Source organism: Candidatus Palauibacter sp. (genome assembly GCF_965261555.1).
Classification (GTDB): domain Bacteria; phylum Gemmatimonadota; class Gemmatimonadetes; order Palauibacterales; family Palauibacteraceae; genus Palauibacter.
Genome location: NZ_OZ253465.1, coordinates 2138749 through 2164994, shown reverse-complemented (window position 1 = coordinate 2164994; position 26246 = coordinate 2138749). Strand labels below are relative to the sequence as shown.

At 70.5% G+C, this 26246-nt stretch carries 21 protein-coding genes; 8 read left to right on the top strand and 13 right to left on the bottom strand.

The genetic code is table 11. The features are described from left to right. The first annotated feature begins 20 nt into the window (after positions 1-20). The 7 genes from purL (at position 21) to ACQY5G_RS09355 (ending at position 12099) form a co-directional block, all read left to right on the top strand. Entirely contained in the window at positions 21-2276 is a 2256-nt protein-coding gene (purL, locus tag ACQY5G_RS09385; protein ID WP_428278675.1) for a phosphoribosylformylglycinamidine synthase subunit PurL, read from the top strand. Further along, a complete protein-coding gene (gene purF, locus ACQY5G_RS09380) occupies positions 2273-3718 on the top strand; it encodes an amidophosphoribosyltransferase (protein ID WP_428104127.1) in 1446 nt (481 codons plus the stop codon). The genes purL and purF overlap by 4 nt, the downstream gene beginning before the upstream one ends. Then, a complete protein-coding gene (locus ACQY5G_RS09375; protein WP_428104125.1) occupies positions 3718-5301 on the top strand; it encodes a bifunctional metallophosphatase/5'-nucleotidase in 1584 nt (527 codons plus the stop codon). Before purF ends, ACQY5G_RS09375 begins: the two co-directional genes overlap by 1 nt. 151 nt (positions 5302-5452) lie before the next feature. Then, positions 5453-6547: an efflux RND transporter periplasmic adaptor subunit gene (locus ACQY5G_RS09370; protein ID WP_428104122.1), complete on the top strand. Its 1095-nt coding sequence runs from the start codon at positions 5453-5455 to the stop codon at positions 6545-6547. 45 nt (positions 6548-6592) lie between these two features. Then, a complete protein-coding gene (locus tag ACQY5G_RS09365) occupies positions 6593-7825 on the top strand; it encodes an ABC transporter permease (RefSeq protein WP_428104120.1) in 1233 nt (410 codons plus the stop codon). Between the two features lie 44 nt (positions 7826-7869). Further along, positions 7870-9114 (top strand): ABC transporter permease, encoded by a 1245-nt coding sequence (locus tag ACQY5G_RS09360; RefSeq protein ID WP_428104118.1) that lies wholly within the window; start codon positions 7870-7872, stop codon positions 9112-9114. Between the two features lie 168 nt (positions 9115-9282). Continuing rightward, positions 9283-12099, top strand: coding sequence for a TonB-dependent receptor (locus ACQY5G_RS09355; protein ID WP_428104115.1), 2817 nt, complete (start codon positions 9283-9285; stop codon positions 12097-12099). An 87-nt stretch (positions 12100-12186) separates the two neighbouring features. Here the strand turns inward: ACQY5G_RS09355 and fbp are convergent, their stop codons facing one another. From fbp to alr, 8 genes are all read right to left on the bottom strand, one after another. Then, complete coding sequence (gene fbp, locus ACQY5G_RS09350) at positions 12187-13188, bottom strand: class 1 fructose-bisphosphatase (protein ID WP_428104114.1); 1002 nt, start codon at positions 13186-13188, stop codon at positions 12187-12189. Positions 13189-13249: 61 nt separating this feature from the next. Then, on the bottom strand, positions 13250-15625 hold the full coding sequence (locus ACQY5G_RS09345; protein ID WP_428104111.1) for a DNA internalization-related competence protein ComEC/Rec2: 2376 nt from the start codon (positions 15623-15625) through the stop codon (positions 13250-13252). A gap of 115 nt (positions 15626-15740) precedes the next feature. Next, positions 15741-16124: a hypothetical protein gene (locus tag ACQY5G_RS09340; protein WP_428104109.1), complete on the bottom strand. Its 384-nt coding sequence runs from the start codon at positions 16122-16124 to the stop codon at positions 15741-15743. Further along, entirely contained in the window at positions 16124-17503 is a 1380-nt protein-coding gene (gene miaB, locus ACQY5G_RS09335) for a tRNA (N6-isopentenyl adenosine(37)-C2)-methylthiotransferase MiaB (RefSeq protein WP_428104108.1), read from the bottom strand. Before miaB ends, ACQY5G_RS09340 begins: the two co-directional genes overlap by 1 nt. 7 nt (positions 17504-17510) lie before the next feature. Continuing rightward, positions 17511-18704 carry a hypothetical protein gene (locus ACQY5G_RS09330; protein ID WP_428104105.1) on the bottom strand — a complete coding sequence of 398 codons (1194 nt, stop codon included), beginning with the start codon at positions 18702-18704 and terminating at the stop codon, positions 17511-17513. Then, complete coding sequence (locus ACQY5G_RS09325) at positions 18704-19936, bottom strand: hypothetical protein (RefSeq protein ID WP_428104103.1); 1233 nt, start codon at positions 19934-19936, stop codon at positions 18704-18706. Before ACQY5G_RS09325 ends, ACQY5G_RS09330 begins: the two co-directional genes overlap by 1 nt. Beyond that, positions 19933-20379, bottom strand: a complete 447-nt coding sequence (gene cdd / locus ACQY5G_RS09320; RefSeq protein WP_428104102.1) for a cytidine deaminase — start codon at positions 20377-20379, stop codon at positions 19933-19935. Before cdd ends, ACQY5G_RS09325 begins: the two co-directional genes overlap by 4 nt. Beyond that, on the bottom strand, positions 20376-21548 hold the full coding sequence (gene alr / locus ACQY5G_RS09315) for an alanine racemase (protein WP_428104100.1): 1173 nt from the start codon (positions 21546-21548) through the stop codon (positions 20376-20378). Before alr ends, cdd begins: the two co-directional genes overlap by 4 nt. 64 nt (positions 21549-21612) lie before the next feature. Between alr and mazG the strand changes: the two genes are divergently transcribed. Beyond that, the gene (gene mazG, locus ACQY5G_RS09310; protein WP_428104098.1) at positions 21613-22461 is read left to right on the top strand and encodes a nucleoside triphosphate pyrophosphohydrolase; all 849 of its coding nucleotides are present in this window, start codon (positions 21613-21615) and stop codon (positions 22459-22461) included. A 19-nt stretch (positions 22462-22480) separates the two neighbouring features. Here mazG and ACQY5G_RS09305 read toward each other — a convergent pair whose 3' ends face one another. From ACQY5G_RS09305 to ACQY5G_RS09285, 5 genes are all read right to left on the bottom strand, one after another. Then, the gene (locus ACQY5G_RS09305; protein WP_428104096.1) at positions 22481-23200 is read right to left on the bottom strand and encodes a gamma-glutamylcyclotransferase family protein; all 720 of its coding nucleotides are present in this window, start codon (positions 23198-23200) and stop codon (positions 22481-22483) included. Then, the gene (locus ACQY5G_RS09300; protein WP_428278674.1) at positions 23197-24156 is read right to left on the bottom strand and encodes an alpha/beta fold hydrolase; all 960 of its coding nucleotides are present in this window, start codon (positions 24154-24156) and stop codon (positions 23197-23199) included. Before ACQY5G_RS09300 ends, ACQY5G_RS09305 begins: the two co-directional genes overlap by 4 nt. Continuing rightward, a complete protein-coding gene (locus ACQY5G_RS09295) occupies positions 24153-24623 on the bottom strand; it encodes an MOSC domain-containing protein (RefSeq protein WP_428104095.1) in 471 nt (156 codons plus the stop codon). Before ACQY5G_RS09295 ends, ACQY5G_RS09300 begins: the two co-directional genes overlap by 4 nt. Continuing rightward, on the bottom strand, positions 24616-25290 hold the full coding sequence (locus ACQY5G_RS09290) for a hypothetical protein (protein WP_428104093.1): 675 nt from the start codon (positions 25288-25290) through the stop codon (positions 24616-24618). Before ACQY5G_RS09290 ends, ACQY5G_RS09295 begins: the two co-directional genes overlap by 8 nt. A gap of 101 nt (positions 25291-25391) precedes the next feature. After that, entirely contained in the window at positions 25392-26231 is an 840-nt protein-coding gene (locus tag ACQY5G_RS09285; RefSeq protein WP_428104091.1) for a metallophosphoesterase, read from the bottom strand. Positions 26232-26246: the final 15 nt, after the last annotated feature.

The window sequence follows — 26246 nt, the reverse complement described above, 5'->3', positions numbered from 1 at the left end:
CCCGGCCGGGCGATCCCGTCATGAGCGCTGCGCTCGTGGCGGAGCACGGGCTGAGTCCGGAGGAGTGGGAACAGATCCTCGGTTTCATGGGGCGGGAACCCACCTTCACGGAACTCGGCGTCTTCAGCGCCATGTGGTCGGAGCACTGCGGGTACAAGAACTCGCGGCCCCTGCTCCGGACGCTGCCCACGGAGAGCGCCGCCGTCGTCCAGGGTCCGGGGGAGAACGCCGGGGTCATCGACGTCGGCGGCGGGTGGGGCGTCGCGTTCAAGATCGAGTCCCACAACCATCCGTCGGCCGTCGAACCCTACCAGGGCGCGGCGACGGGGTCGGGCGGGATCCTGCGCGACGTGTTCACGATGGGGGCGCGGCCCATCGCCATCTTCGACAGCCTCCACTTCGGATCGCTCGACTCGCCGCAGTCGCGCTACCTCTTCGACGGGGTCGTGCGCGGGGTCGGCGACTACGGCAACTGCGTCGGGGTCCCCACGGTGGGGGGCGAGGCGATCTTCGACCCGGCCTACGAGCGGAACCCGCTCATCAACGTGATGTGCATCGGCGTCCTTCCGCTCGAGCGCCTCATCCGGGGCGAGGCAGAGGGCGTCGGCAATCCGGTGATGGCGGTCGGGGCCCGCACGGGACGGGACGGGATCCACGGGGCGACCTTCGCGTCGGAGGAACTCGACGAGGAGGCCGTCGACAGCCGGCCGCAGGTGCAGGTGGGCGATCCGTTCACCGAGAAACTGCTTCTCGAGGCGAGTCTCGAACTCATCGAGCGGGACCTCCTCGTCGGGATCCAGGACATGGGGGCGGCGGGACTGACCTCCAGCGGGACGGAGATGGCGGCGCGCTCGGGCTCCGGGATCGACATCGACGTGGCGTACCTCCCCGTCCGGGAGAAGGGGATGACGCCCTACGAGATGCTCCTCTCGGAGTCGCAGGAGCGGATGCTCCTCGTCGCGAAGCCCGAACACGAGGAGGCGGTGCGCGAGGTGTTGGAGCGCTGGGACCTGCAGGCGGCGACGATCGGGAAGGTTACGGACGACGGGATGTTCCGCGTGCGCGAAGACGGCGTCGCGCGCGTCGAGATCCCGGTGAAGCCGCTGGTGGACGATTGTCCGACGTATGTCCGCGAGGGGGTCATGAGCCCGGCCACGGCCGAGGCGCGTGCGGCGGACCTTGAGGCGTACGGCTCCTTCGGGTCGGACGACGAGGTGGCGACGGCGCTGCGGACGCTGCTCGATTCGCCGTCGATCGCGTCGCGGCGCTGGATTTACGAGCAGTACGACACGACGGTGCAGACGAACACGCTCGAGGGACCGGGCTCCGACGCGGCGGTGCTGCGGCTGCCCGCCGAGCGGCGCGCGCTCGCGGCCTCGACGGACGGGAACGGGCGCCACACCTGGCTCGACCCGCGCACCGGGGGCCGGGCGGCGGTCGCCGAGGCGGCGCGCAACGTGGCCTGCTCCGGGGCGCGCCCGCTCGCCGTGACGAACTGCCTGAACTTCGGCAGCCCGCTGCGCCCGGAGGTGTACTTCCAGCTCGCCGGGGCCGTCGAAGGGATGGGAGAGGCGTGCCGCGCGCTGCGCACGCCGGTGACGGGGGGCAACGTCTCGCTCTACAACGAGACGGGCGGCCAGCCGGTCTACCCCACGCCGGTCATCGGCATGCTGGGCGTGATCGAGGATCTCGAACGGCGCGTCCCCTCGGCGTTCCGGCGCGAAGGCGACGAGATCTGGATCGCGGGCACGACCCGCGACGAGATCGGAGGGTCCGAGTATCTCGCGGCCTGCCACGGCCTCGTCGCCGGCCTGCCGCCGGCGCTGAAGCTCGAAGAGGCGGCGGCCCTCGTCGACTTTCTCGTCGAGGGGGCGGCGGACGGGGCGTTCGCCTCGGCGCACGATGCCTCGGACGGAGGGCTGGCCGTCGCGCTTGCGGAGTGCGCGGTGCGGGCGGAAGGCGGGCCGCTCGGCTGCACGGTCGATCTCGACGCGGCGCCCGCCGGGGCGGACGTCTCGGCTGCGGCGCGCTGGTTCGGCGAGTCGCACTCGCGCGTCGTGCTGACGTGCCGGCCCGGCGAGGGCGAGCGGATCGCCGCGCACGGGCGGCTTCACGGCGTGCCCGTGGCGCGTGTGGGCGTCGTGGGCGGGCCGGACAGCCCGTGCCGGCTGACCGGCGCCGGCCACGGGATCGCCCCGCCGGCCGCCGAGCTGGCGCGGATCTACGAGGAGGCGATCCCGCGCCGCATGAGCGAGGAGGCGGGAATCACGTCATGAGGAAACTCCCGACGACCGGCGCCCGGGGCGCGGGAGGCGGAGCGTTCGAACTGGACAAGCCGCGCGAGGAGTGCGGCATCGTGGCGGTCAGCGGCTCCGACGCCGCCGCCGAACTCGCGTTTCTCTCCATGTACGCGCTCCAGCACCGCGGCCAGGAGTCCGCCGGGATCGTCACGGTCGACGGATCCGGCATGTCGAGGGTCCACAAGGGCATGGGCCTCGTGGCGGACGTCTTCGACGACGACGTGCTCGGCACGCTCGAAGGATCGCTCTCCGTCGGGCACGTCCGCTATTCGACGGCGGGAGGATCGAGTCTCCGCAACGCGCAGCCGCTCCTCGTGCAGTACGAGGACAAGCCGCTCGCGCTCGCGCACAACGGCAACCTCACGAACGCGAACCAGCTCAAGCGCTCGCTCGCCCGCGACGGCTCGATCTTCCAGACGGATGCGGACTCCGAGGTCATCGTCCACCTCATCGCCCGCTCCCGGCACCGCGACCTGGACGGCAAGATCGACGACGCTTTTTCGCAGCTGGTCGGCGCCTTCTCCCTCCTCCTCTGCATCGGCGACACGGTGTACGCGACACGCGATGCGCGAGGCTTCCGGCCGATGGTGATGGGCAGGCGGGGCGAAGCCGTCGTATTCGCATCGGAAACGTGCGCCCTCGACATCATCGGGGCCGCCTACGTGCGCGACGTGAAACCGGGCGAAGTGCTGAAGGTCCGCGACGGCCACGTGGAATCGCTCCGGCCGCTGCCCCCCGCCGAGCCCAGCGCCTGTCTGTTCGAACTCGTGTACTTCGCGCGTCCCGATTCGCGCGTGTGGGGGTGCAGCGTGGACGAGGCGAGGCGCGCGTTCGGCCGCCAGCTCGCCCGCGAGCACCCGGCGGAGGCCGACTGCGTGTTCGCGGTGCCGGACTCGTCGAACTCGGCGGCGCTCGGGTACTCGGAGGTCAGCGGCCTCCCGTTCGAACTCGCGCTCATCCGCAACCACTACGTGGGCCGGACCTTCATCCATCCGACGCAGACGGGGCGCGACTTCAAGGTGCGGGTGAAGTACAACCCCGTGCGCGAACTCGTCGACGGCAAGCGCATCGTCGTCGTCGACGATTCGCTCGTCCGGGGGACGACGAGCAGCGGCCTCGTCCGGCTCCTCCGGGACTCGGGGGCGAGCGAGGTGCATTTCCGGGTCGCTTCCCCGCCGGTGCGTTCCCCCTGCTACTACGGCATCGACATGCCGACGAAGGAGGAACTCATCGGCTCCAGTCATACGGTCGAGGAGATCCGGCAGCACCTGCAGGTCGAGTCGCTCGGCTACCTCAGCATGGAAGGTATGCGCGACGCGGTCGCGGACCACGGTCCCTTCTGCGACGCCTGCTGGACCGGCAACTACGCCGCGCCGCTCGTGGACCTGGACCGGGCGCAGGCGCTGCAGACCGTCTGATGCCGCGCCGTCCCGCCGCCCGCGTCAGATCCGCCCTCTCCGCCCTTCTCTGTGCCGGCATCGCCGCCTTCCCGGCGTGCGCCCCCGCGGACCCGACGGCCTGCGCGCTGATCTTCTCCACGAACGACACGCACGGACGGCTGCTGCCGGCGGCCCAGAGCTGGTCGGACGGACGCCCCGTCGGCGGGTCCGCAGCCCTCGCGGGCTACGTGGCCCGGGAGCGCTCCACAACGCCCGAGTGTCCCCTGTTCGTCGTTTCCGGCGGCGACATCATGCAGGGCACGCCCATCTCGAACTTCACGGACGGGCGCTCGACGATCGAAGCGATGAACGGGATCGGCTACGACGCCGCCGCGATCGGGAACCACGAGTTCGACTGGGGCGTCGACGTCCTCGTGGAGCGCGTGGCCGATGCGGACTTCGCCATGCTCGGCGCGAACATCTACCTCAAGGGCACCGACCGGCACCCCGCGTGGGTCCGCCCGTGGACGATCGTCGAGAGGGACGGCGTCCGGGTCGGCTTCGTCGGCGCGACGACGACGTCCACGCCCGTCGTCGCCCGTCCCTCGCTCGTGGCGGATTTCGACTTCCGGCCGATCTCCGACGCGCTCGACCGCTACATCCCGGAGGTGCGGGCGGCCGGCGCGGACTTCGTGGTCGCGGTCATGCACGAAGGCGCCTTCTGCACCGTCGGCGCGGCGGGAACCGCGGCGGATCCCGCGTGCCGGGGCGCGGCTCTGGACGCGCTGGCCGTGACGACGGAACGCCTCGACTACGCGGTCACGGGGCATACGCACTCGCGCGTCGAGACGGAGATTCGGGGCGTCCCCGTCATCCAGTCGTACTCGAACACGACGGCGTACGGACTCGGACGCATCGACCGGAGCGCCGAAGGGGCCGTGAGCGCGCACCGGCTCGGCGTTCGGCAGGCGTGGGCGGACGAGGTCGCGCCGGACCCGGACGTCGAGCGGCTCGTCGCCTCGTACAGCGCCGAGATCTCGGCCCTCGTCGAACGCGTCGTCGTGGAGCTCCCCGAGGCGCTCTCCGCCCCGCGCGACGGCGACTTCCCGCTTGGCCGAATCGTGGCCGACGCGCAGCGGCACGCGAGCGGGGCCGATGTCGCCCTCATGAACAACGGCGGCATCCGCCGGTCGCTGCCCGCGGGGCCGGTCACCTTCGCCGACCTCTTCGAACTCCAGCCCTTCAACAACATGCTCGTCCGCCACACGATGACCGGCGCGCAGCTCCTGCGGACGCTCGAACACTCCGCCCGGGAGGGGGACGTCGACCTGCACGCGAGCGGCATCACCGTCCGCTACGACCCGGCGGCGCCCCTCGGCGAGCGGATTCTCGACGTGACGCTCGACGATGGATCGCCGCTCACGCCCGAGGGCCGGTACGTCGTCACCGCCAACGATTTCATCTCGGGCGGAGGCGGCGGCTACACCGTCTTCGCCGAAGCCGAAGTCATCGACCTCCTGGAAGTCGCGGACCTGGAGGCGCTCGTCGCCTACCTCGAGGCACAGCCGCAGCCGCTGCCCATCCCGCGCGCCCCCCGCTGGATCGAATCCCCCACGCCCTAGCAGCGTCCGCCAACCCGCCCGGCAGGGGCGGCGCCGCACGAAACCAAACGCCGGTCCCTCCGTAGACCCACCCGTAGGGCCGTCCCCGCTCCGCAGCCGGCAGGGCGGACGGCCGACCGGTTTCAGTCCCGGCGGAGGAGTGCGGGTTCGGATGAAGCGAGGCACGAAGATACTCGGGGGCATGGTCCTCATCGGCGGGCTCGGCGCCACCGGCTTCGCGGTCGCGAACACGGGGAACGGCGAAGATGGCGAGACCGGCACCGTCGCCGTGGAGCGTGGCGAGATCGTGGACCGGGCGCTCGCCGTGGGACGCATCGAGCCGCTGGTCGAGGTGAGCGTGAAGTCGCAGCTCGCGGGCGTCGTGCGGCAGATGTTCAAGGAGCCCGGGGAGTACGTCCAGCGGGGCCAGCCCCTCCTCGAGGTCCAGCCCAACCCCACGCCGATCGAACTCGTCGAGGCCCGGCGCAACGTGGAGCTGCGGGAGATCGAACTCCAGCAGCTCGAGCGGCAGCGCGACCGGCTCGAGGCGCTGCGCGGCCGCGGATTCGTGTCCGAGGAGGAATACGAGACGGTAGCTCGACAGCACGACGAGGCCGCGCTCCAGGTCCAGATCGCGACGGAACGGCTGGCCCTCCTCTCCGAGGGCCGCGTGACGATCGGCGACGAAGCCGTCGAGACGGTCATCACTTCCCCGATTCAGGGGTTCATCCTCGAGAAGATGGTGGAGATCGGCGATCCCGTCGTCCCGCTGACGACGTTCCAGGAAGGGACCGCCCTCATGACGATGGCGGAGATGGACGAGCTGCTCTTCCGCGGTACGGTGGATGAGATCGATGTGGGACGGCTCGCCGAGGGCATGCCGGTGGAAATCACGATCGGCGCGCTCCCGGACGCGCGCATCGAGGGACGGCTGACGAAGATCTCGCTCAAGGGCCGCGACGAGGAGAACGCCACCCTCTTCCCGGTCGAGATCGCGGTGCTTCCGCTGGACGGCGCGGCGCTGCGGGCGGGCTATTCCGCCAACGCGCACGTGATCATCGAGCGCCGTTCGGAAGTGCTCGTCATCCCCGAGCGCCTGGTCCGGTTCGAGGACGAGCGCACGCTCGTCACGGTCCGGCTGGGGCCGGAGGAGACGGAGGAACGCGAGATCCGCACCGGACTCAGCGATGGGATCAGTGTCGAGGTGCTGGACGGCCTCGCGGAGGGCGAGCGCGTGCTGGAGCCCCCGCGTCGCGAGATCACCTAGTGCGCGACGCCCGCCGCCGGTGACGGTGCGCGAAGCCGGGGTCCGGTGAGGCTGCTCGACGCCGCACGGCAGCTGTGGGCCGACCTCTCGGCCCAGCGCGTCAGGACCACGCTCACCGTGCTCGGCATCACCTGGGGCACCGTGGCGGTCGTCGTGCTGCTCGCCTTCTCCGTGGGGCTCGAGCGGCAGACGATCAAGCGGTTCCACGGGCTCGGCGACCGGATCGTCATCCTCTTCGGCGGACGCACGACGATGCCGCACGCGGGGTTCAGGGAGGGGCGCTCGATCCGGCTGCGGGAAGCGGACGCGGAGATTCTCGCCCGGCGGATCCCCGACATCACGATGATCAGCCCGGAGTACTCGACGCGGGCGGCGCCGGTCCGCTACGGCCGCAACGGCGTGAATCCGAACATCACCGGCATCTATCCCGTGTACGGCGAGATGCGGAACATCATCCCGCTCCCGGGCGGGCGCTTCATCAACGAGCGGGACCAGCGGGAGCGGCGACGCGTCGTGTTTCTCGGAGACGAGGTCGCCCGCGTCCTGTTCGGGGACGCGGATCCCGTCGGCGATCAGGTCCGGATCGGCGACTCGCCCTTCACCGTGATCGGCGTGCTTCAACCCAAGGTCCAGAACTCGTCGTACAACTCGCGGGACCAGGACCGCGTGTTCATCCCGGCCGGTACGCACGCGGCCCTGTTCGGCTCGCGCTTCGTCTCCAACCTCGTCTACCGGACCGCGGACGCGTCGCGGACGGAGGCGGTGGAGGCGCAGGTCTACGAGGTCCTCGGGGCGAAGTACCGCTTCAACGCGGGCGACGAGGACGCGCTGGCCGTATGGGACACGGCGGAGTGGGAACGGATGTTCGGGTTCCTCTTCCTGGGATTCAAGGTCTTCTTCGCGATCATCGGCAGCTTCACGCTCAGCGTGGGCGGGATCGGGGTCGCGAACATCATGTACATCGTCGTGCGGGAGCGGACGAACGAGATCGGGATCAAGCGCTCGCTCGGCGCCACGCGGCGATCCATCCTGTGGCAGTTCCTCACCGAGAGCATGCTCATCGTCGTCGCGGGCGCGGCGCTCGGCGTCGTCGTCTCCCTCGGAATCGTGAAACTCATGTCGCTGGTCCCGATGCAGGAGTTCGTCGGTACGCCGACGATCTCGCTGCAGGTGGCCGCGGTGACCATGGCGCTCCTCGCGTTCATCGCGGTGCTGGCCGGGTTCTTTCCCGCGCGCCGCGCCGCAACGCTCGACCCCGTCGAATGTCTCCGCGACTGACCCGCGGGCTGTCGGCGGTCCCCGCTCCGGCAACGGTCTGAACCATGTGGAAGATCCTCCTCGAAGAGTTTCTCGGCGACCTGCGGGCCCAGAAGACGCGCGCCTTCCTCACGATCTTCGCCGTCGTGTGGGGGACGATCTCGATCGTCCTCCTGCTCGCCTTCGGACAGGGACTCCGGAACCAGTTCTCGACGGGGCTGCTCAACGCCGGGGAACGCATCTTCATGGTCTACGGCGGCCAGACGAGCATGGAGCACGAGGGGCTGTCGAAGGGACGGCGGATCCGGCTGCGGGAGGAAGATCTCGACCTGCTCCTGCGCGCGGTGCCGGAGTTCGAGATGGGCAGTCCCTCGTACGGCCGCGGCCGGACGCACCTGAAGCTCGGGGAGAACCAGACGACGACCTACATGGAGGGCGTGAACCCGGTCTTCTCCGAGTTGCGGCGCATGTTCCCCGCTCCGGGCGGCCGGTTCATCAACCAGCGCGACATCGACGAGAAGCGGCGGGTGCTGTTCCTGGGAGACGAACTCGCCGCACGCCTGTTCGGAGAGGCGCCGCCCGTGGGGCGCACGGTCACGCTGGACGGGCTTCCCTTCCGCGTGATCGGCGTGATGGAGTCGAAGTTCCAGGACTCGAGCAACAACGGGCCGGACGAGGACCGGGCCGTGATCCCCGCCTCCACGTTCCGGAGCATCTACGGCCAGGAGTTCGTGAACCACCTGCTCCTGCGGCCTCGCGACGTGAGGGACGCGACGGTGGCCAAGCAGGAATTGTACCGGGTTCTGGGCGGTCGGTACCGGTTCGCCGCGGCGGACGAGCGGGCACTCGCGATCTGGGACTTCATCGAGGACGAGAAGATCGTGGGCCAGATCGGGCTCGGGATTCAGATCTTCCTCGGCCTCGTGGGCGCCTTCACGCTGATCGTGGCGGGAGTCGGCGTCGCGAACATCATGTACGTCGTGGTGCGGGAACGGACGCGGGAGATCGGCGTCAAGCTCGCCGTGGGCGCGAGGAAGCGGCACATCGTGAGCCAGTTCCTCTTCGAAGCGATCCTCATCGCCGTCGGCGGGGGTCTCGCGGGGCTCGCCATCGCCGCACTGCTCGTGACGGGTATCGATGCCATGCCGATCGACGACCCGGCGATGCAGTACATCGTGAACCCGAAGCTCTCCGCCCCGATCGCCGCGGTGTGCGCGGGGATCCTCATGGCGATCGGCCTGGTGGCCGGCATCCTCCCCGCCCGCAAGGCGGCCCGGCTCGATCCGGTGGAGTCGCTGAGGTACGAATAGCCGTGCCTTTCGGCGTTCTGTCCCCGTTACGCAAACGGCCGTCCGCCGTTACATTTGTCAGCGACTTTTCGGGTGCCGCAGGAGGTTCGGTTGGCAACGATATTTCGGGCGCTCGCGCCACGGGTTGGCCGCGCGTCACGCTAAGCATCCATAACCGGAGGATGACCGATGTCACGCACAATTCGTCTGAAGGCGCTCTGCGCCGCGCTCTTCATCCTCATCTTCTCCACCGCCGATCTGGCGGCACAGGAGACTGCGACCGTTACGGGCCGGGTGACCGATGACCTGGGCGCCGGCGTCGCGGGTGCGCAGGTGGTGGTCTCGCACGACCTGACCGGGGTCCAGGTGGGGGCGCTGTCGGGGAGCGATGGCGCCTACCGGGTGGAGGGCGTTCGTCCCGGCGGGCCGTACACCGTCGAGGTGATCCTGATCGGATACGGACGCGAGTCCGAGACCGAGGTCTCGCTGGAGGACGGCCAGTCCATCGCGCTGGACTTCAGCCTGAGCCGGGAGGCGATCGCCATGAATGCCCTCGAGGTCTTCGCCACTCGGGCACAGGACCGGCAGACCCCGGTGGCGTTTACCAACGTGAGCAAGGCGCAGATCCAGAACCAGCTGGGCTCCAGGGATCTTCCGCTGGTGCTTAACGTTACCCCCAGCGTCTACGCGACCCAGCAGGGGGGCGGCGCCGGCGACGCGCGCATCAACGTGCGCGGCTTCAACCAGCGCAACACCGCCGTGATGATCAACGGCGTGCCCGTCAACGACATGGAGAACGGGTGGGTCTACTGGTCCAACTGGGACGGGCTGGGCGATGCCGCAACCAGCATCCAGCTCCAGCGCGGCCTTTCGGCGGTCAACCTGGCCACGCCGTCGATCGGCGGCACGATCAACGTCATCACCGACCCCGCGGCCGAGGGCGCGGGCCTCATGTACAAGCAGGAGTTCGGACTCGGCAGCCTGGACGAGAACGGCGGCTGGGGGCTCGGCAGCAACCTGCTGAAGGAGACGGTGGTGGTGAACACGGGTCCCGTGGGCAGGTTCGCCGCCACGGGTTCCGTCGTGCGCAAGACCGGGGACGGCATGTACACGGGCTTCACGGGAGGCAACGCCACGTGGACCGATGCCTGGGCCTACTACCTGGCCACGTCGTTCCAGTTGAACTCCAACAACCGACTCGAGGCGTACGCGGTCGGCGCGCCGCAGCGACACGGCCAGAACATCTACAAGCTCAACCTGGCGAGTCTCGACCCGGAGTTCGCGCGCACGCTGGACGGATTCGACGCCGGGGCGTTCGAGAAGTTCCCCGCGGTGGGCAGGGGCCGCAGTCCCAACGTGGCCCCGGTGAGCGCCAGCTATGGCGGAACCCAGTACAACAGCACGGGCCCGGACTCGGGACGGAGAGATCGCTTCAACGACGGCTTTCTCAACGAGCGTGAGAATTACTTCCACAAGCCGCAGGTCAACCTGAACTGGTACTCCTACTTCGGCGACGGTCTGAGCCTGACGACCGTGGGCTACTTCTCCGGCGGCGCGGGAGGAGGTACGGGCACCATCGGGTCCGTGCGATGGAACTACGATTACGGCCAGCGCATCCCGGATTGGGACGCCACCATCGCGAGGAACCGGGATGAGGCCGCCGGGTCCCGCGGTGTCCTTCGCAACTCGGTGAACAACCAGCGGACCTGGGGCGCCATCTCCAAGCTGCGCAAGAGCTTCGACGGCGGAGTCACCGCCGAGGTCGGCGTCGATTGGCGCACGGCCAAGATCGCGCACTACCGGGAGGTGCGCGACCTGCTGGGCGGCGCCTACTACGAGTGCTCGAGCAGAAACCGCTGCACGCCCTCCGAGTTCTGGAGCGAGGCCGAGCACAACCGCAATCTCGGCGACAAGATCCACTATCACAACGAGAATACGGTCGACTGGCTGGGCGGCTACGTGCAGGCCGAGAAGACGACCACCGGCGGATCGCTCTACGGCATGGCCGGGTGGGCCCAGAATTCCTACACGTTCGTGGACTTCTTCAAGTCCGGCCCCGGCGGCGGCAACCTCGAACTCGAGAGCGGCAATATCTCCGGGTATCAGATCAAGGGTGGCGCCGTTCGCAATCTCAGCAACGAGTGGTCCCTGTTCGGGAACGCGGGAATCGTCTCCAAGGTGCCGATCTTCGACGGCGTGATCGACGACAACAGCGGCACGCTTCACGACGATCCGAAGAACGAGAAATTCCTCTCGTTCGAGGTGGGGACGCAGTTCCGCTCCAGCAGCCGGGCGCTGTCGCTGGACGTCAACCTCTACCACACGACCTGGAGGGATCGGACGGAGAGAGGCTTCGTCCGCGACCTGGGCGGGGTCGAGGGCGTGGATGGGCTCGTCACCCTGCTGGGGGTGGACGCGCGGCACATGGGCATCGAAGCCCAGGCAGCCTATCAGCCGAGCAACGTCGTGCGCTTCGACGGGGCGCTCTCGATCGGCAACTGGAAGTACCTGGAGGACGCTCCCGGTTTCTATCGCCCCGACGACCGATTCACCGAGTCCGTGTTCCTGGACTTCTACATTCAGGGTCTCAAGGTGGCCGATGCGCCTCAGCGGCAGATGGCGCTCAGCGCGTCGGTCTTCCCGGCGGACGGCACCTCCATGTCGCTGGTGGGCAAGTTCTTCGGCAACCACTATGCGGCGTTCAATCACCTGAACCGCAGCGATCCGGCCGAGAGGGGAATCCAGTCCTGGCAGCCGCCGGGTTATTCGGTCTTCGACGTGCACCTCTCGCATTCGCTCGGCAACATCCTCCCGGTGGCCGGAAGCAGCGTGCGCATCTTTGCCAACGTGTACAACCTCTTCGACACGACCTACATCCAGGATGCCACGGACGCCTCGTCGTTCAACAACTACTTCGAGGACGGCGATCTTCACGACGCGGATTCCGCCGAAGTCTTCCTCGGCTATCCGCGCAGCCTGAACGTGGGGTTCCAGTTCAACTTCTAGCGGGACGTTCGTAGCGGGACGCGATCCGGGGTCCCGACCCAAGACGGCCTCGCCGGCAGCTGTCGGCGGGGCCGTTTGCCATCCGGGTCAGTCCTCGGCCAGGTAGCGCCCCGCCATCTCCACGAGTTCGGGGGCACCGAGGAAGGTCGGCACGCGGTGGTGCAGTCCCTCGGGCTCGATGTCGAGGATGCGGCGCCGGCCATCGGTGGAGCGGCCGCCCGCCTGCTCGCAGATCATCGCCATGGGGGCCACCTCGTACAGCAGGCGCAGCTTCCCCTCGGGCTTCGCGATGGTCCCCGGGTACATGAAGATCCCCCCGCGCAGGAGCGTGCGGTGGAAGTCCGCGACCATGGACCCGACGTAGCGCGCGGAGAACGACGGCGCGTCGGGGGGAGGCTGCCGGAACCGCTCCACGAGCCGCTGCTGGCCCGGCGTCCACTTGTCGAAGTAGGCCTCGTTGATGCTGTAGATGTTCTTGCCGGGCGAGGGAATGCGCAGGTTCCGGTACGAGAGGAGGAACTCGCCGATCCCCGGGTCGAGCGTGAAGCCGTGGACGCCCGCCCCGGTCGTGAAGACGAGCATCGTGGAAGAGCCGTACAGGACGTATCCCGCCGCGACCTGTTCGGATCCCGGCTGAAGCAGGTCGCGCTTCCGCACCTTGCGTCCCTCGCTCCGCTTGCGGTAGACGGAGAAGATCGTCCCCACGGAGATGTTCACGTCGATGTTCGAACTTCCGTCGAGCGGATCGAAAGCGATGATGTACGGTCCGGGATCGCGGGTCTCGGGAACGTGAACGAACCCCTCTTCTTCCTCGGACACCATGCCGCTGAGGCTGCCGCAGCGTCTCAGCAGGTTCAGGAGGACATCGTTCGCGTAGTCGTCCAGCTTCTGCACTTCCTCGCCGTGCACGTTCGTGCTCCCGATCACGCCGAGGATGTCGATGAGACCCGCGCGATTCACGGCCGCGGAGATGACCTTCGCGGCGAGACTGATCTGGAGCAGGATGTCGGTGAGCGCGCCCGTGGCCTGAGGGTATTCGCGCTCCTGCTCGGCGATGAAGTGTTCGACGGTGAGGATGGATCCGGTCAAGTTGGCTCCGCTGAAATCGGGGGGGGTGGGCTGAGAGGTTACGGAGGGGCGGTTTTTCGCGTCAAGGCGCGTCCGCGATCCGCCATCCGCGCGCGTCGATCTCGACGCACAGAGGGCCGTCGAGATCCGTCCGCCACACCTGCGGCACCCGGGCGGAGTCGAGTCGCGCCAGCGTCACGGCGTGCGGGTGCCCGTACCGGTTCCCGGTCCCCGACGAGATCACGGCGATTTCCGGTTGCGTCGCCTCCAGCCATTCGAGGGAAGTGGAAGTTCGGCTGCCGTGGTGGCCGAGCTTGAGGAGATCCGCCTCCGGGCGAAGCGGCGCGAGGTGCTCCAGGATCTCGCGTTCCACTTCGACGCCGGCGTCTCCCGTGTTCACGTAGCGGAAATCGCCGACCGTGAGACGGAAGGAGAGCGAGCCCTCGTTCGCATCCGAGCCGGCCGGGCCCTCGGGCCAGAGAAACTCGAGTTCGACGTCGTCGATCCGGAGGCGGTCTCCGGCGCGGGGCGCGTGCCAGGAGGCGCCCTCCATCTGAAGCCGTTCGAGGAAGGCAAGATACAGGGAGCTGGGCTCCGGGACGCCGGGATCGAGCACGCGACGGACCCGGAGGGCCTCGAACACCGCCCCGGCGCCGCCGTAGTGGTCGAGGTGGGGATGGGAGATGGCGAGGAGCTCCACGGTCCGGGCGCCCCTGCCGCGCAGGAAGGGCACGACGACGCGGCTTCCCGCGTCGGCGATCAGCGGGGGGCCGGATGCCGTGCCGGCGGTACGGAAGGCCGCGCCCGGACCCGCGTCGAAGACGAGCCATCGGCCGGCGCCGGTCCGCACGACGGCGGCGTCGCCCTGCCCCACGGCGAGGGTGCAGACGAGCGCCGTGCCCCGGTCGAGGCCGGCCCGGAGCGGGGGCCATGCGACCGTGAGCGCGAGCACGGCGCCGACCGAGACGACGCCGAGGCCGCGTCGGGCACGCGTCCGGTCGAGCACGAGGGCGACGACCGCGGCCGCGACCCCCCATGCGCGGGGGCCGAGCCCGGGGCCCGCCCAGCTCAGCGGGAGCCCCGCGAAGAAGTCCGCGATCGCCGCGAGGACTGCGAGGGCGATGTCCGCGGCGCCGGCGAACAGGGTCCAGAGACCCCACGGCAGGATCAGCGTGAGCGCGAGCGCGGGAAGCGCGAGACTCACGACCCCGCCCGCCACCACGCTGGCCGGGATCGATGCGATGACGATGCGGTCGAAGTGAAAGGCCGCGATCGGCGCCGTGACGAGGAACGCGCCGCAACTCACGGCGAGCGCTCGCCCGATCCCGCGCAGGTGTCGGGAGGAGAGCCAGGGCGGAAACGGTGCGCGGCCTCCGAGCACGACGCCGGTGAACCCGGCGAAGGAAAGCTGGAACCCCGGATCCGTCACGATGAGCGGGTCGGCCAGAATGGCGAGCGTGGCCGCGAGCGCCGCAAGATCGCTGAGGCGGGCGGGGCGGGCCCGGCGGAACGCGAGCGCCCAGCCCCAGAACATCAGCGCGGCTCGCACCGCCGAGGGGGGCGCGCCGATGAGGCACACGTACGCGCTCGTGCAGCAGGCGGCGTAGAGCAACCGGCGCGGACCGGGCACGCGAAGGCCGATGAGCCAGGACAGCGAAGCCCCGATCAGGCCGACGTGAAGCCCGGAGATCGCGAGCAGGTGGATGATCCCGGCCCCGACGAACGCCTCTCTCGTCGCGGGGTCGAGCGTGCTGCGGTCGGCGAGCAGGAGCGCCCTGCCGATCGCCCGGTGCTCGGGGGCGAGCCGGGCGTCGAGCCGGGCGAGCAGCCCGGCGCGCCATTCGATGATCCAGCGGCCGGGACCGCGCGGGCCCACGGCGTGCGCCGGGACAGCCAGCGGCTCCAGCGTCGCGCCGCCGATCCAGCCCAGCGTCCCGGGCGGACGGGGCAGCCCTGCTCGCGCCGCTTCCGGGTTCGTCCCGCCCGCCGTGCGCCATGTGCCCCGGGCGAGCACCGCCGCGCCCGCTTCCCGCCCCGCTTCGGGCCGCACGAAGGCGCGCACCGCGCCAAGGCGGCAGATCCGCGCCCCCGAGACGATGTGAACGTCGCGGATCGACACCCGGACCAGGCCGGCCTCCCGGCCCGCACCCCGCTCCGGCACCCCGTCCGCGAGCGTGCCGGCCGCCACAGCCGGCGCGCCCGCCTCCAGCGTGGCGACGCAGGCCCGCAACGCCGCCGTGCCGCTCGGCAGACCCGCGAGCAATCCGGCGAGGGCGGCGAGCACGACTGCGAGACCCACCGTGGCGCGGGGCGGGACGGCGCCGGCCCGGCCGGGGCGGGCCCGGCCGGCAGCCCGCAGCGCGGCCTGGCCGACGATGACGCAGAGAAGTCCCGCCGCGACGGCCGCGGGAGCCTGGAGTGCAACGGCGTCGACAGGGGCGAGCGCGAGCCCGGCCACGTCCCCGGCGGCAAGGGCCAGGGCGATCAGGAGCAGGGGCGATAGGGAGCGGGACGTCGATCATCCTCCGGGCGCAGGGTACACCCCCACGCTCGGAGACGTCATCAACCGTCCGTCAAACGAGGGGACTCGGCTCCGATCGTTCCGGTGGGCTCGACGACGCGGGCGGAGTGGGCGGCTCCGGTGGAGTGGGCGGCTCCGGCGGGGTGGGCGGCTCCGGCGGGGTGGGCGGCTCCGGCGGGGCCGGCGGTTGGTGCGCGAGCCGCGCCGATGCCGCCCGGTGTGCCAGGCGCCGGGCCCGGCGCTCGGCCCGCCACGCGAGCAGGCCCGAGAGGCCCATCCCCCCGAGGATGCAGGCGAAGACGACGAGCGAGAGCGGCGCGCGGATGCGGAGGAAGGGCAGCACGACGTTCACGAGTTCGTTCCCGTTCCGCACCGAAAACCAGAACGCCGCGAGGATGACGACGACGAAGGCGAGGAGCCGCGTCACGAAACGCATCAGCAGGGCCGCCCCATGAAGGTCGCGCCCGTCGTCCCCGTGAGCCGGACCTGCGCGTACGTGCCGATCCGGCAGGGGTCTCCGGGGAAGGCGACGACCTTGTTCTGCTCCGTCCTGCCGAGTACATCGCCCGCCGAGCGCGCGGAGCGCTCGATCAGAACCTCGCGCCGCGAACCCACCTCGGACTCGTTGATCTCGCGCTGGATCGCGCGGTGCTCGCCGATCAGGCGTTCGAGCCGCTCCGAACCCACGTCGTCCGGCACGAAATCCCCGGGCGGGAAGCGCGTCGCCGGCGTCCCTTCGCGCAGCGAGTACTTGTACAGATAGGCATCGTCGAATCGGACGTCCCGCATCAGCTCCAGCGTGGCCTCGAAGTCCGCCTCCGCCTCCCCCGGAAAACCGACGATCACGTCCGTGGAGAGCGCAATGCCGGGAACCTCGCGGCGCGCGGCTTCGACCTTCTCCAGAAACCCTTCGCTCGTGTAGCGCCGGACCATGCGCTTGAGGATGCGATCGGAGCCCGATTGCACCGGCAGGTGGAGCTGGCGGCAGACCGTCGGCTCCCCCGCCATCACCTCGAGCAGTTCCGGCGTCACGTCGTTGGGATGGGGCGAGGTGAAACGCACGCGGCGGATGCCGTCCACGCGGCTCACGGCCCGCAGCAGCGTCGCGAAGTTCCAGTCTCCGGACTCGTACGAGTTCACGGTCTGACCGAGGAGCACGACTTCGGTGAACCCCTCCTCCACGGCGCGTCGGGTCTCGGCGAGGACCGCCTCGGGCGTCCGGTTCTTCTCGGGTCCCCTCACGTAGGGAACGATGCAGAAGGTGCAGCGGTGATCGCAGCCGCGCTGGACCGTGATCCAGGCGCTCACGCCTTCACGCCTCACGCTGTCCACGCCCTCGTAGTTCTCTTCCGCGTCGAGTCCGAGCAGCGTCTGCCCGCGCTCGATCGCGTTCGCCCGGATCGAACCGATGAGTTCCGGAAGGGCGCGGTACGCATCCGGCCCGGCCACGAGGTCCACGCCCGCGGCTTCCTCGATGAGCCGCGGGCCCAGCCGCTGAGCCATGCAGCCCGTCACCCCCAGCACGAGGCCGGCGCGCCGCTTCCGGTGGCGTTGCAGTTCGCCGATCCGGCCGCGGACGCGCTGCTCCGCGTGCTCGCGAATCGCGCACGTGTTCACGAGGATGACGTCGGCGCGCTCGGGCGCGTCCACGCTTACGAAGCCTTCGTCGACGAGCAGCCCCTCCATCAACTCGGTGTCGTTGATGTTCATCTGACACCCGTAGGTCTCGATGTAGACCCGTCCTCCGAGCGGGCGGGGTTCGCGGGGACGATCCGCGCCGGGCGTCTTCAGCGTGACGAGCTCCGTCCTCTCCATCGGTGCTTCAGCGCTGCCGGAGGGAGAAGGAGAGCGTGACGCGCCGGAAGCTCTCCGCGAAGCCGGCCGTCGCGACGTCGCCGCGCGATCCGCTCTCGAACGCGAGATCGAATACGGCGAGTCCCTCCTGGAACTCCCAGCCGAAGCCGCCCGTGAAGGCGGACTCTTCGATCGCTTCCGAACCGCGGCTGAAGGGGAGCCCCGTCCTCCGCCATCCGACCCGAAGCGGCAACCTCCCGCCCAGCAGGGAGAGCGCGCCGTACTCGAGCCCTCCCCCCAGCCAGGCGATGTCGTGGGACTGGAAAGCGGAGCCGGCCGCCGCATCGCGCGATCCCACGGCCGACCACCCGGCCCGGCCGCCCCCGGCGGTGAGGAGGAGCTGGTCCGTCACGCGCACGCTGCCGCCGAGTTCGATCGAGGTCGGCAGGTCGAACTCCGCCTCGGGTTCCTCCGCCGCTTCGGGGGTCGCGTACAGCGTCCCGCCCGTCCCGAGCGAAACGCCCGCCACGATGCGGTCGCCCAGCCGAATCGATCCGCCCGTCTTGAAGCGCCAGGCGCGCCACGACAGCTCCCTCGCCCCCACGATGCCGCCGAGCGCGGGAGCCCCTCCGCTCGGATCATCGAACTGGCGGAAGAACGACTGCCGCAGCGAGCCGGTCAGCCGTTGCGCCGAGACCCCGATGCCCAGCGGCCCGATCCGGCGCGCGAGTGACGCGTCGATCGTGCTGATCCCACCGTTGTGCTCCCGCGTCTCCTCGTAGGGCACCGCGCCGTCGTTCAGCCGCAGCGTGTCCTGCAGGATGTTGGACCAGTCCTGGTCGAATTCGCCGCCGAAGGCCAGGCTGAAGGCCCAGTCGTTGGATGGGACGAGCGCGCGGATCGTCGTGAAACGCCCCCGCCCCGTGTTGAGCGAGTGGCCCTCGCCCTCCAGGGTCACCCCCTCGCTGGCCAGCGAGACGGAGAAGCCGGGTTCCGAGTGAAGGAGAAGGTCGGCCGGGTTCGAGAGGCTGTACGATCCGCCGAGCAGGCCGGAGCCCGATCCGCCGAGCGCCGCCGACCGGCCATCCACGGGCGCGACGGGATACCCGAGCCCGACAGCCGTGATCGGCGTCTGCGCGAAGGCGGCAACGGGCGAGGCCGCCAGCGCGGCGGCGACGAAGCCGGCCCGGACCCAGCCCCGGGACCCTCGGACGGCTCGCATCACGGCACCGTGAAGTCGGGCGCCGAACTGAACACGATGCGGAGCTGCGGCTGGAACTCCGGCGGCGATTCGGCGGAGCCGAACTCCCAGTAGCCCAGCGCCTGCGCGTCCGGATCCGCCCGGAAGCCGATCCGGATGCGCGTCAGCGAATCCTGGACGGCCCGCGCCATCAGAAGCGTGATGTCGAGGCGAACCGGCTCGCCCTCGCGGAGTCTGTCGGGATCGAGCGTCGTCGTGAGCAGGTCCCCGCTCCCGATCGGGGTCTTTTCGCCGACCTCGAACGGGTCGCCGAGCAGCCCCACCTTTCGGGCCTCGATCGTGCGCTCCGCCGCATAGAGGTCGGGCGCGGCCAGCGGATGAAGGATGACTTCAGCCTGGCTCACCGTGGACCCCTCGAGCCTCGCGTCCCCGAGGATGCCGGGCGGCACGAACTCGAAGTAGATGCGGGAGGCGGGGAGGCCACCGACGCGAAGCGCCGTGCCGGTCGGAGGCTGTGGCGGATCCAGGATGAACGCGCGCTCGTCCCAGCCCTGGGACTGCGGCACCGGGAGATTCCGGCCGACGAGGGTCGGATCGTACCGGAGCACCATCTGCGTCACGCGAAGTTTCGTTTCGGGGCCGTCGAGCACGATGGCGAAGCCGTTGCCCCCGTCCGCCTCCCGCCACGCCTTCATCAGCGAGTCCTCCCTCACGGCCGGCGTCATGAGGAGCGTATCCGAGACCGCCTCCAGCACCGCCGACGCGATCTCGACGCCGAGGCTGCCCCCGGGCGCTCCCCACGGAACCCCGGGCGCCGCCTCCTGCCACGTCGCGCCATGCGGGTCGAAGCGCTCCCCCAGTTCGACGAGTCTTACGGTGACGGGAAAGGTCGTGAACTCGGAGCGGAGCGTGTCGAAGCGGAGCGCGAACTCCACCTCCTCGAACCTCGCGGCCGGCAGCGTGTCGACGAACGTCCGGATCGTGTCGGGGACGTTGAAGCGCGCGAGCCCGCGACTCGACACGTCGGTCGCGGACGAGAGGTACACGAACGGCGCGGTGGAGGGGCGGGCGAAGCCGGTCAGCGTCGTGTCCCGCCAGGACGACAGTTCGGCAACGGAGACGGTGACGTCCCACGTCTCCACGCCGGCGCCGGGCACCTGCTCGGAGCCCAGGGAAAGCGGGTCCTCCGCGCATGCACCCAGCATGACGGGAACGACCAGCGTGCCGAGCGCCGCAAGCCCCCGTCCGTTCACGGGCCCGTCTCCGCCGGCGCGGCCATCCGCTCCAGCGAGAAGTTCGCCGGCAGCAGGTCCCGCAACGGCCAGACCACGGACTCCCCGTTCGTCCCGACGCTCATGACCTCGAGTTTCCGGCCGAACTCGGCGAGCGCCTGGCGACACATGCCGCACGGCGGGGCCGCGCGGGCGCCGCTCGTCACGATGGCGATGCGCGAGAAGGCGCGGGCTCCCGAAACCACCGCGTTCCCGAGCGCGACCCGCTCCGCGCACGTCCCCACCGGATACGAGGCGTTCTCCACATTGCACCCGGTGAAGACCCGGCCGTCATCGGCCTCGAGCGCCGCGCCCACGAGGAAACCGGAATACGGAGCGTACGCGCGTTCGCGGGCGATCCTCGCCCGGGCGGCGAGATCATCCCACGAGAGCGGCTCTCCGGCTGTCACTCGAGTCTCGGTCATCGGCTCCCATCCGCGGCATCGGCCGGCCCGCCCACGTAGTGTCGGGGCAGGCGGCGTCCGATCGCCGTCAGCACTTCGTATTCGATCGTCCCGGCGGTCTCCGCAAAATCCGCCAGCCCGACCTCTTTCCCTCCGTCACGGCCGAGGAGCGTGGCCACGTCCGCAGCTTCGACACCCGGCACGCCGGAAACGTCTACCGATGTCACGTCCATGCAGACACCGCCCCGGATCGGCACCCCTATTCCGCGGATGAGCGCCCGCCCCCGGTTCGACAGACGCCACGGCAACCCATCCGCGTACCCGATCCCCAGAGTGGCGAGACGTTCGGCACGCTTCGTCGAGTAGGTGGCCCCGTAGCTGACCGTCGAGCCCGGCGCGAGGTCACGAACTTCCAGCACCCTCGCGCGTACCCGCGCCACACTCTCCGGGTCCGCCGGCGCGCCCGCGACGCCCCTCCCCCGCCGTCCCCCGTACAGGTAGATCCCCGGCCTGACGAGCCCCAGATGATACTGCGGATCCGCCATCACCGCATCGCTGTTCGCCGCGTGCAGGAAGGGGATCTCGACGCCGGCCTCCTCCAGGACCGATGCGGCGCGCCGCAGGCGGGTCAACTGTAGGGACGTCGCGGCCGGATCCGTCCCGGCGGAATGGAAATGCGTGTAGACGCTCGCCAGCGTCACCCCGCCGCGCGAGAGGATCGACGCGACCCCGGGCGTCCACGCCGCAGCCTCCGCCGCCGGGAGGCCCGCTCGACCCATGCCGGTATCGATCTCGAGGTGGACGGGGATCCGCGTGGACGCCGCCTGTGCGCCGGTCTCGAGTTTCTCGAACGATGCCAGGCTCAGCGCCGCGCTCTCGAGTCGCGCCTCGAGGAGCTGGGAGATCTCGGCGGTGGCCGAGGGGGCGAAGACGATGATGCGGCGCTCGATCCCGCCCCGCCGCAGTTCGGCGCCTTCCGACGGCGTCGCGACCCCGAAGGCGTAGGGCTCCAGCCGGTCCAGGGCGCGGGCGACCTCGATCGCGCCGAGGCCGTACGCGTCCGCCTTGACCATGGGGACGAAGCGGGCGGGGGCCACGTGCCTCGCCACGCGCCGGGCGTTCCGCGACAGCGCCGCCAGATCGACTTCGAGCCACGCTCGGTACGGGGGGTCTTCGCGGCTGCGGGTCAAGCTTCGCCGGGGGTTCGGGGAAGGTTCCTGCGGTGTCCTGCCACGGGATGATACCTTCGCCGTCATGCAAGAGCCAACCGCCGCCGGCCTCGAGCCTCTCCACGCGGAAGAGGAGCGCGAAGGGGATGATGCCCTCGCCCGCGTCCTCGCGCTCGTCCGCTTCCTGCGCGTCCGCTGTCCCTGGGACGCGAAGCAGACGCCGCAGACGCTCCGCCCGTATCTCCTCGAGGAGGCGCACGAAGTCGCGGACGCGATCCGGGCGGGAGACGACGGAGACCTGTCGGGAGAACTCGGCGACCTGCTCCTGAATGTCGCCTTCCAGATCGTGCTCGCCGAGGAGCGTGGCGCCTTTGGGGCCGCCGACGTCGTCGAAGCGCTCGAGGCGAAGATGGAGGCCCGCCACCCGCACGTGTACGGCGATGCCGACACCCCGCCCGACTGGGAGTCGCTCAAGGCCGCGGAACGCGAGACTGCGGGCGATCCCTTCCACGGCGTCTCGGCCGGGCTCGACCCGCTCAGCCGCGCGGCGCGCGCTCAGGAGCGGATGGCCGGGTTCGGGTTCGACTGGCCCGATCTCGCGGGGCCCCTGGAGAAGGTGCGCGAAGAGACGGCGGAACTCGAGCACGCGGCGGCCGAAGACGCGTCGGGGTCTCCCGGACCGGCCGCGCCGCCCCGCATCGGGGAAGCGAGCACGGAGGTCGTCGAGGAGGTGGGGGACCTGCTCTTCGCGGTGGTGAACGCCTCGCGGTGGGCCGGCGCCCACCCGGCCAACGCGCTTCTCGGCGCGGTCGAGAAATTCGAGCGCCGCTGCCGGCGCATGATCGAACTGGCGGAGCGCCGCGGCCTCGAGTGGAAAAGCGCGGATCTCGCGACGCTCGACGCCGTGTGGGAGGAAGTGAAGGCCGACGAATAAGCGGACGACCCACCGCCGCTCAGGCGGGGGCGCCGTCGCGATCCGACGCGCGGGCCGGGCGGGCGAGGTCCGTGAGTTCGTAGATGTTGCAAACCCGCCACACGGTTTCTCCCCCGGCTCCGGTCCGCGACGTCATTTCTACGGGGGCAAGGATCCTCCGGTAGGCCTCGCCCTCGAAGGCGTCGAGCCGCTCCCATGCGTCGGGGAGGGCGAGACTTTCCAGCACCTTCACCGCGACCCGGTCGCCGGAGCTTCCGGGGACGAACCCGGGATAGCCCTGTCGCGCCGCCCAGCCCCGGTCGCACAGCGTACCCTCCACCGTCCCTTCCAACCAGCGCCCGGCAAGCGTCGCCACGTGATGATGGTTGTTCTCGCCGGGGAGAAGGGACCCGTACACGGCCAGACGCCGCTCCGGATGGTCGAGCAGGGCTTCGATCAGCCGGTCGAGGATCGGTTCGAGATACCCGCGCAGCGTCGCAGCGCCGCCTTCGGCGCCCGGTTCGGCCAGAAGCGCTTCGAGTTCCGCGAGCGCGCCGGCCGCGTCCGACCGACGCTCCTCGCCCGGCCGGCGGTCCGCGCCCGGCAGGACGTTGGCAAGCTCCTCGAACCCCGAAAGCAGGGAGCCGAGGCGGGCGAAGCTGCGTTCGGGCGCGAGCCGCGCCTCATTGAGGCGGGAGAGGGCGCCGCGCAGGGCGGCGGGGTCGCGCACCAGGCCCGGCTCCGGGCCGTCCGCGGTCACGATCCTTCCCGGGGCCGCTGCCGAAGGAATTCCCGCACGGCGTCCCACAACGGCACCGGCTTCTCGATGAACGGAAAGTGTCCCGATCCATCGACCCGAATCAGGCGACTGTCCGGCAGAGCCTCATCCATCGCCTCCACCATCTCCATCGGGATCGGATCCTGCGCGCCGTGCACGATGAGCACCGGCACCTCGATCTCGCCGAGACGGTCCCAGAAGTCGAGTCCCTGGAGCGGCGTCATGAGCAGGGTCGCGACGAGTTGGCCCTGGCTCGCCGTCCGCTCGTGCAGGGAGAGGCGAAGCAGGCTGTCCGCCACGCCGGCGTCCGCGAACGTCCCGCGGAAGACGTGGAAGAAGACCCGGCTGATGGCCTCCGCCTCCCGCGCCGCGAACTCCGGCGTCCCCCGGATCGAGTCGATGGCCGCGAGGTCGGCCGAATCCCGTCGGGCCAACTGGTTCTCGTCGGTCTGCTCGCGAAACCGGCTGCCGGGCTCGACGGGCGCGACGAGGATGATCGCCGTCAGCCGCTCGGGGCGCTCCATGGCGTAGAGGAGGGCCGGAATCGCTCCCCACGAGTGCGCGAGCAGCGTGACCTTCTCGCGTTGCGCGACGTGTTCCCGGATCCGGTCGATGTCCGTAAGGTAACGCTCCATCGAGAGGCTCGCCGCGTTCACCACGGCCCTCGACGCCCCCAGGCCCCGCTGGTCGTAGAAGATGACCTGATGCGTCTCGGCCAGCGGCCCGAACCACGGACGAAGGTAGGAGTGGTCGAGACCTGGCCCGCCGTGTACGACGACGACCGGCTCTCCGGCCCCGACGGCCTGGTGGAAGAGTTCCGCCTCGAAGACGGGGAGCGAGCCGGCCCGGGTCGGCGGGCCCGCTTCGGACGCCGGTGCGCCGCACCCCGCCGCGAAAGCCGCGAGGACGGCGAGACCGAAGGCGGGGGGGGCCGTCAGGATTCCCAGGCCACCGCATCGCCGAGGGCGAGGGGGCCGCCCTCGAGCACCATCCCGTACGCGCCGCCGCGCCAGTCGGGTGCCAGCGCCGCCTTGAGCCCGGGCGCCGCTTCCTCCATGCGTTCGCAGGGCAGCGTCTCGCCGCGAATGCGGATGCGACAGCCGGCGATCCGCAGCACCCGGTCCGCCGTCTCGCTGAAGTCGACGCCCCGCACGAGCAGGTTGGCCCGGCGGGCATCCGGCGCCAGATCGACACCGACCTCCCGCGTCGCCGCCTCCCACGCGTCCGCGTCGAGGATCGTCACCTGGCGGTAGCCGCCGCGGTCGACGTTTCCCTCCAACCCCTTCCCCGCCACGAGCGTGGCTTCCGGGACCGGCTCCATCGGGCCCTTCCGCGCCGACTTGAGCCAGATCGCCTCGAGCCGCGCCGACCCGGAGCCGGCGGGCCCCGTGGTGGACTCAGCCATCGGTCACCTCCAGCGTGGAAAAGTGCAGGTTGAGGCCGTGGTTGACCCTCAGCCCCACGACGCCGTCCACGTGCTGCCCCGTTCTCGCCGTCCGGAACACCTCCTGCTCGTTCACGCCGAAGATCACCTCCTCCTCGCCGGCCTCCACGAAGAGGACGTTCTTCGCCGTCGCCGCGCCCTCGCCCCGCGCGGCCCAGGTGACGACGGCCTCGTGCTTCGTCCAGTCGAGGAGCGTGGAGGTCTCGTCGCCATCCCGGCGCTTCACGATCACGCTCCCGTCCGCCCGGATGAGGAGGTAGGTGTAGGCCTGGCCGTCTCCCTCGAGATCCGTGCCGCCGATGAAGACGCCGAACCCTTCGTTCAGGCCTTCGGGGTCGAACAGGAAGACGGTCGACTCGACGCGAAAGTCGCCGTCCGCCCGGGTCCCGGGATCGTAGAAGATGCCGGCCGGGCCCGTCGTGACGTGCCAGCCGGGCGGCATCTCCTGAAGGGCCTCCACGCCGTCGCCTCCGTGATCGGTGCGGGCGAGCCAGCCCTCGGGCGGCGGCAGCTTGTCCTCCTGGGCGGCGGCGGCGAGGGGAAGCAGGGCCAGGCATGCGATGGCCAAGGGCCACGCGGCGCCCCCAACGCGCCCGCCGCGGACGCGCGATTTCGACTGATGCGTCATGTTCGGTGTCACTCCGATTTCGGATCCGTTTCGAGGTTCCAAGCGGCGGGCTGGCAGCCCACGGCAGAGCCGTGCTGCGACCCGCGTGGGCGGCATGATAGTCACTCCGGCGGCGACTCGCAGGACTCGCAGCGCGTGAGCCGGAGCGCGACGATTTCGGGCGGCACGAGGAAGCGCACGCCGAGCCGGCTCGTCCCCACCCCGGTCGTCACGAAGAGGTGCCGTCCGTCCTCCACCACGTGACCCGCCGCGTACCGGTCCCCGAAACGGGAGGGGGTGATCCCGGGACCGACGAACGGGATGATGACCTGCCCGCCGTGCGTGTGTCCGGCCAGCGTCAGCGAGGCCCGCGCCGGCACCTCCGGGAAGATGTCCGGGTTGTGCGTGACGACGATGACGGGCTCCCCGGGGCGGACCCCGTCGAGCGCGTCCTCGACCGACGGATGGCCCGTCCAGAAATCCGCCACGCCCGCGATCCAGACGTCGTGGCCGCGTACGCGCGCGCGCTGGCCCCGGTTGTCGAGCACCGTGATCCCGGCCCCGGAGAGCGCCTCCTCCACGCGCTCGGCCGACAGCCAGCGGTCGTGGTTCCCGAGCACCGCGAACACGCCGTGGCGGGCGTCGAGGGCGGCGAGGTCCTCGGCGATCTCCTCCGGCGGCACGAATCGGCCGCCCACGACGTTGTCGATCGTCAGATCGCCGGCGATGAGCACGAGATCCGGGAGCGTCTCGTTCACCCGTCGCACAACGCGGCGCAGGTTGTCCCGGCCGTTCCGCGGCGAGCCCACGTGCAGGTCGGCGATGAGCGCGATGCGGGTCTCCTCCCCCTCGGGCCATCCCGGCACCTCGAGGTCGGTCCGGTTGACGACGAGTCGGCCGGGCTCCCACCAGAACGCCCACGCGGCGAGCACGACCGCGGTCGCGAGAAGGAGAAGGAGCATCCAGCCCGTCCAGCC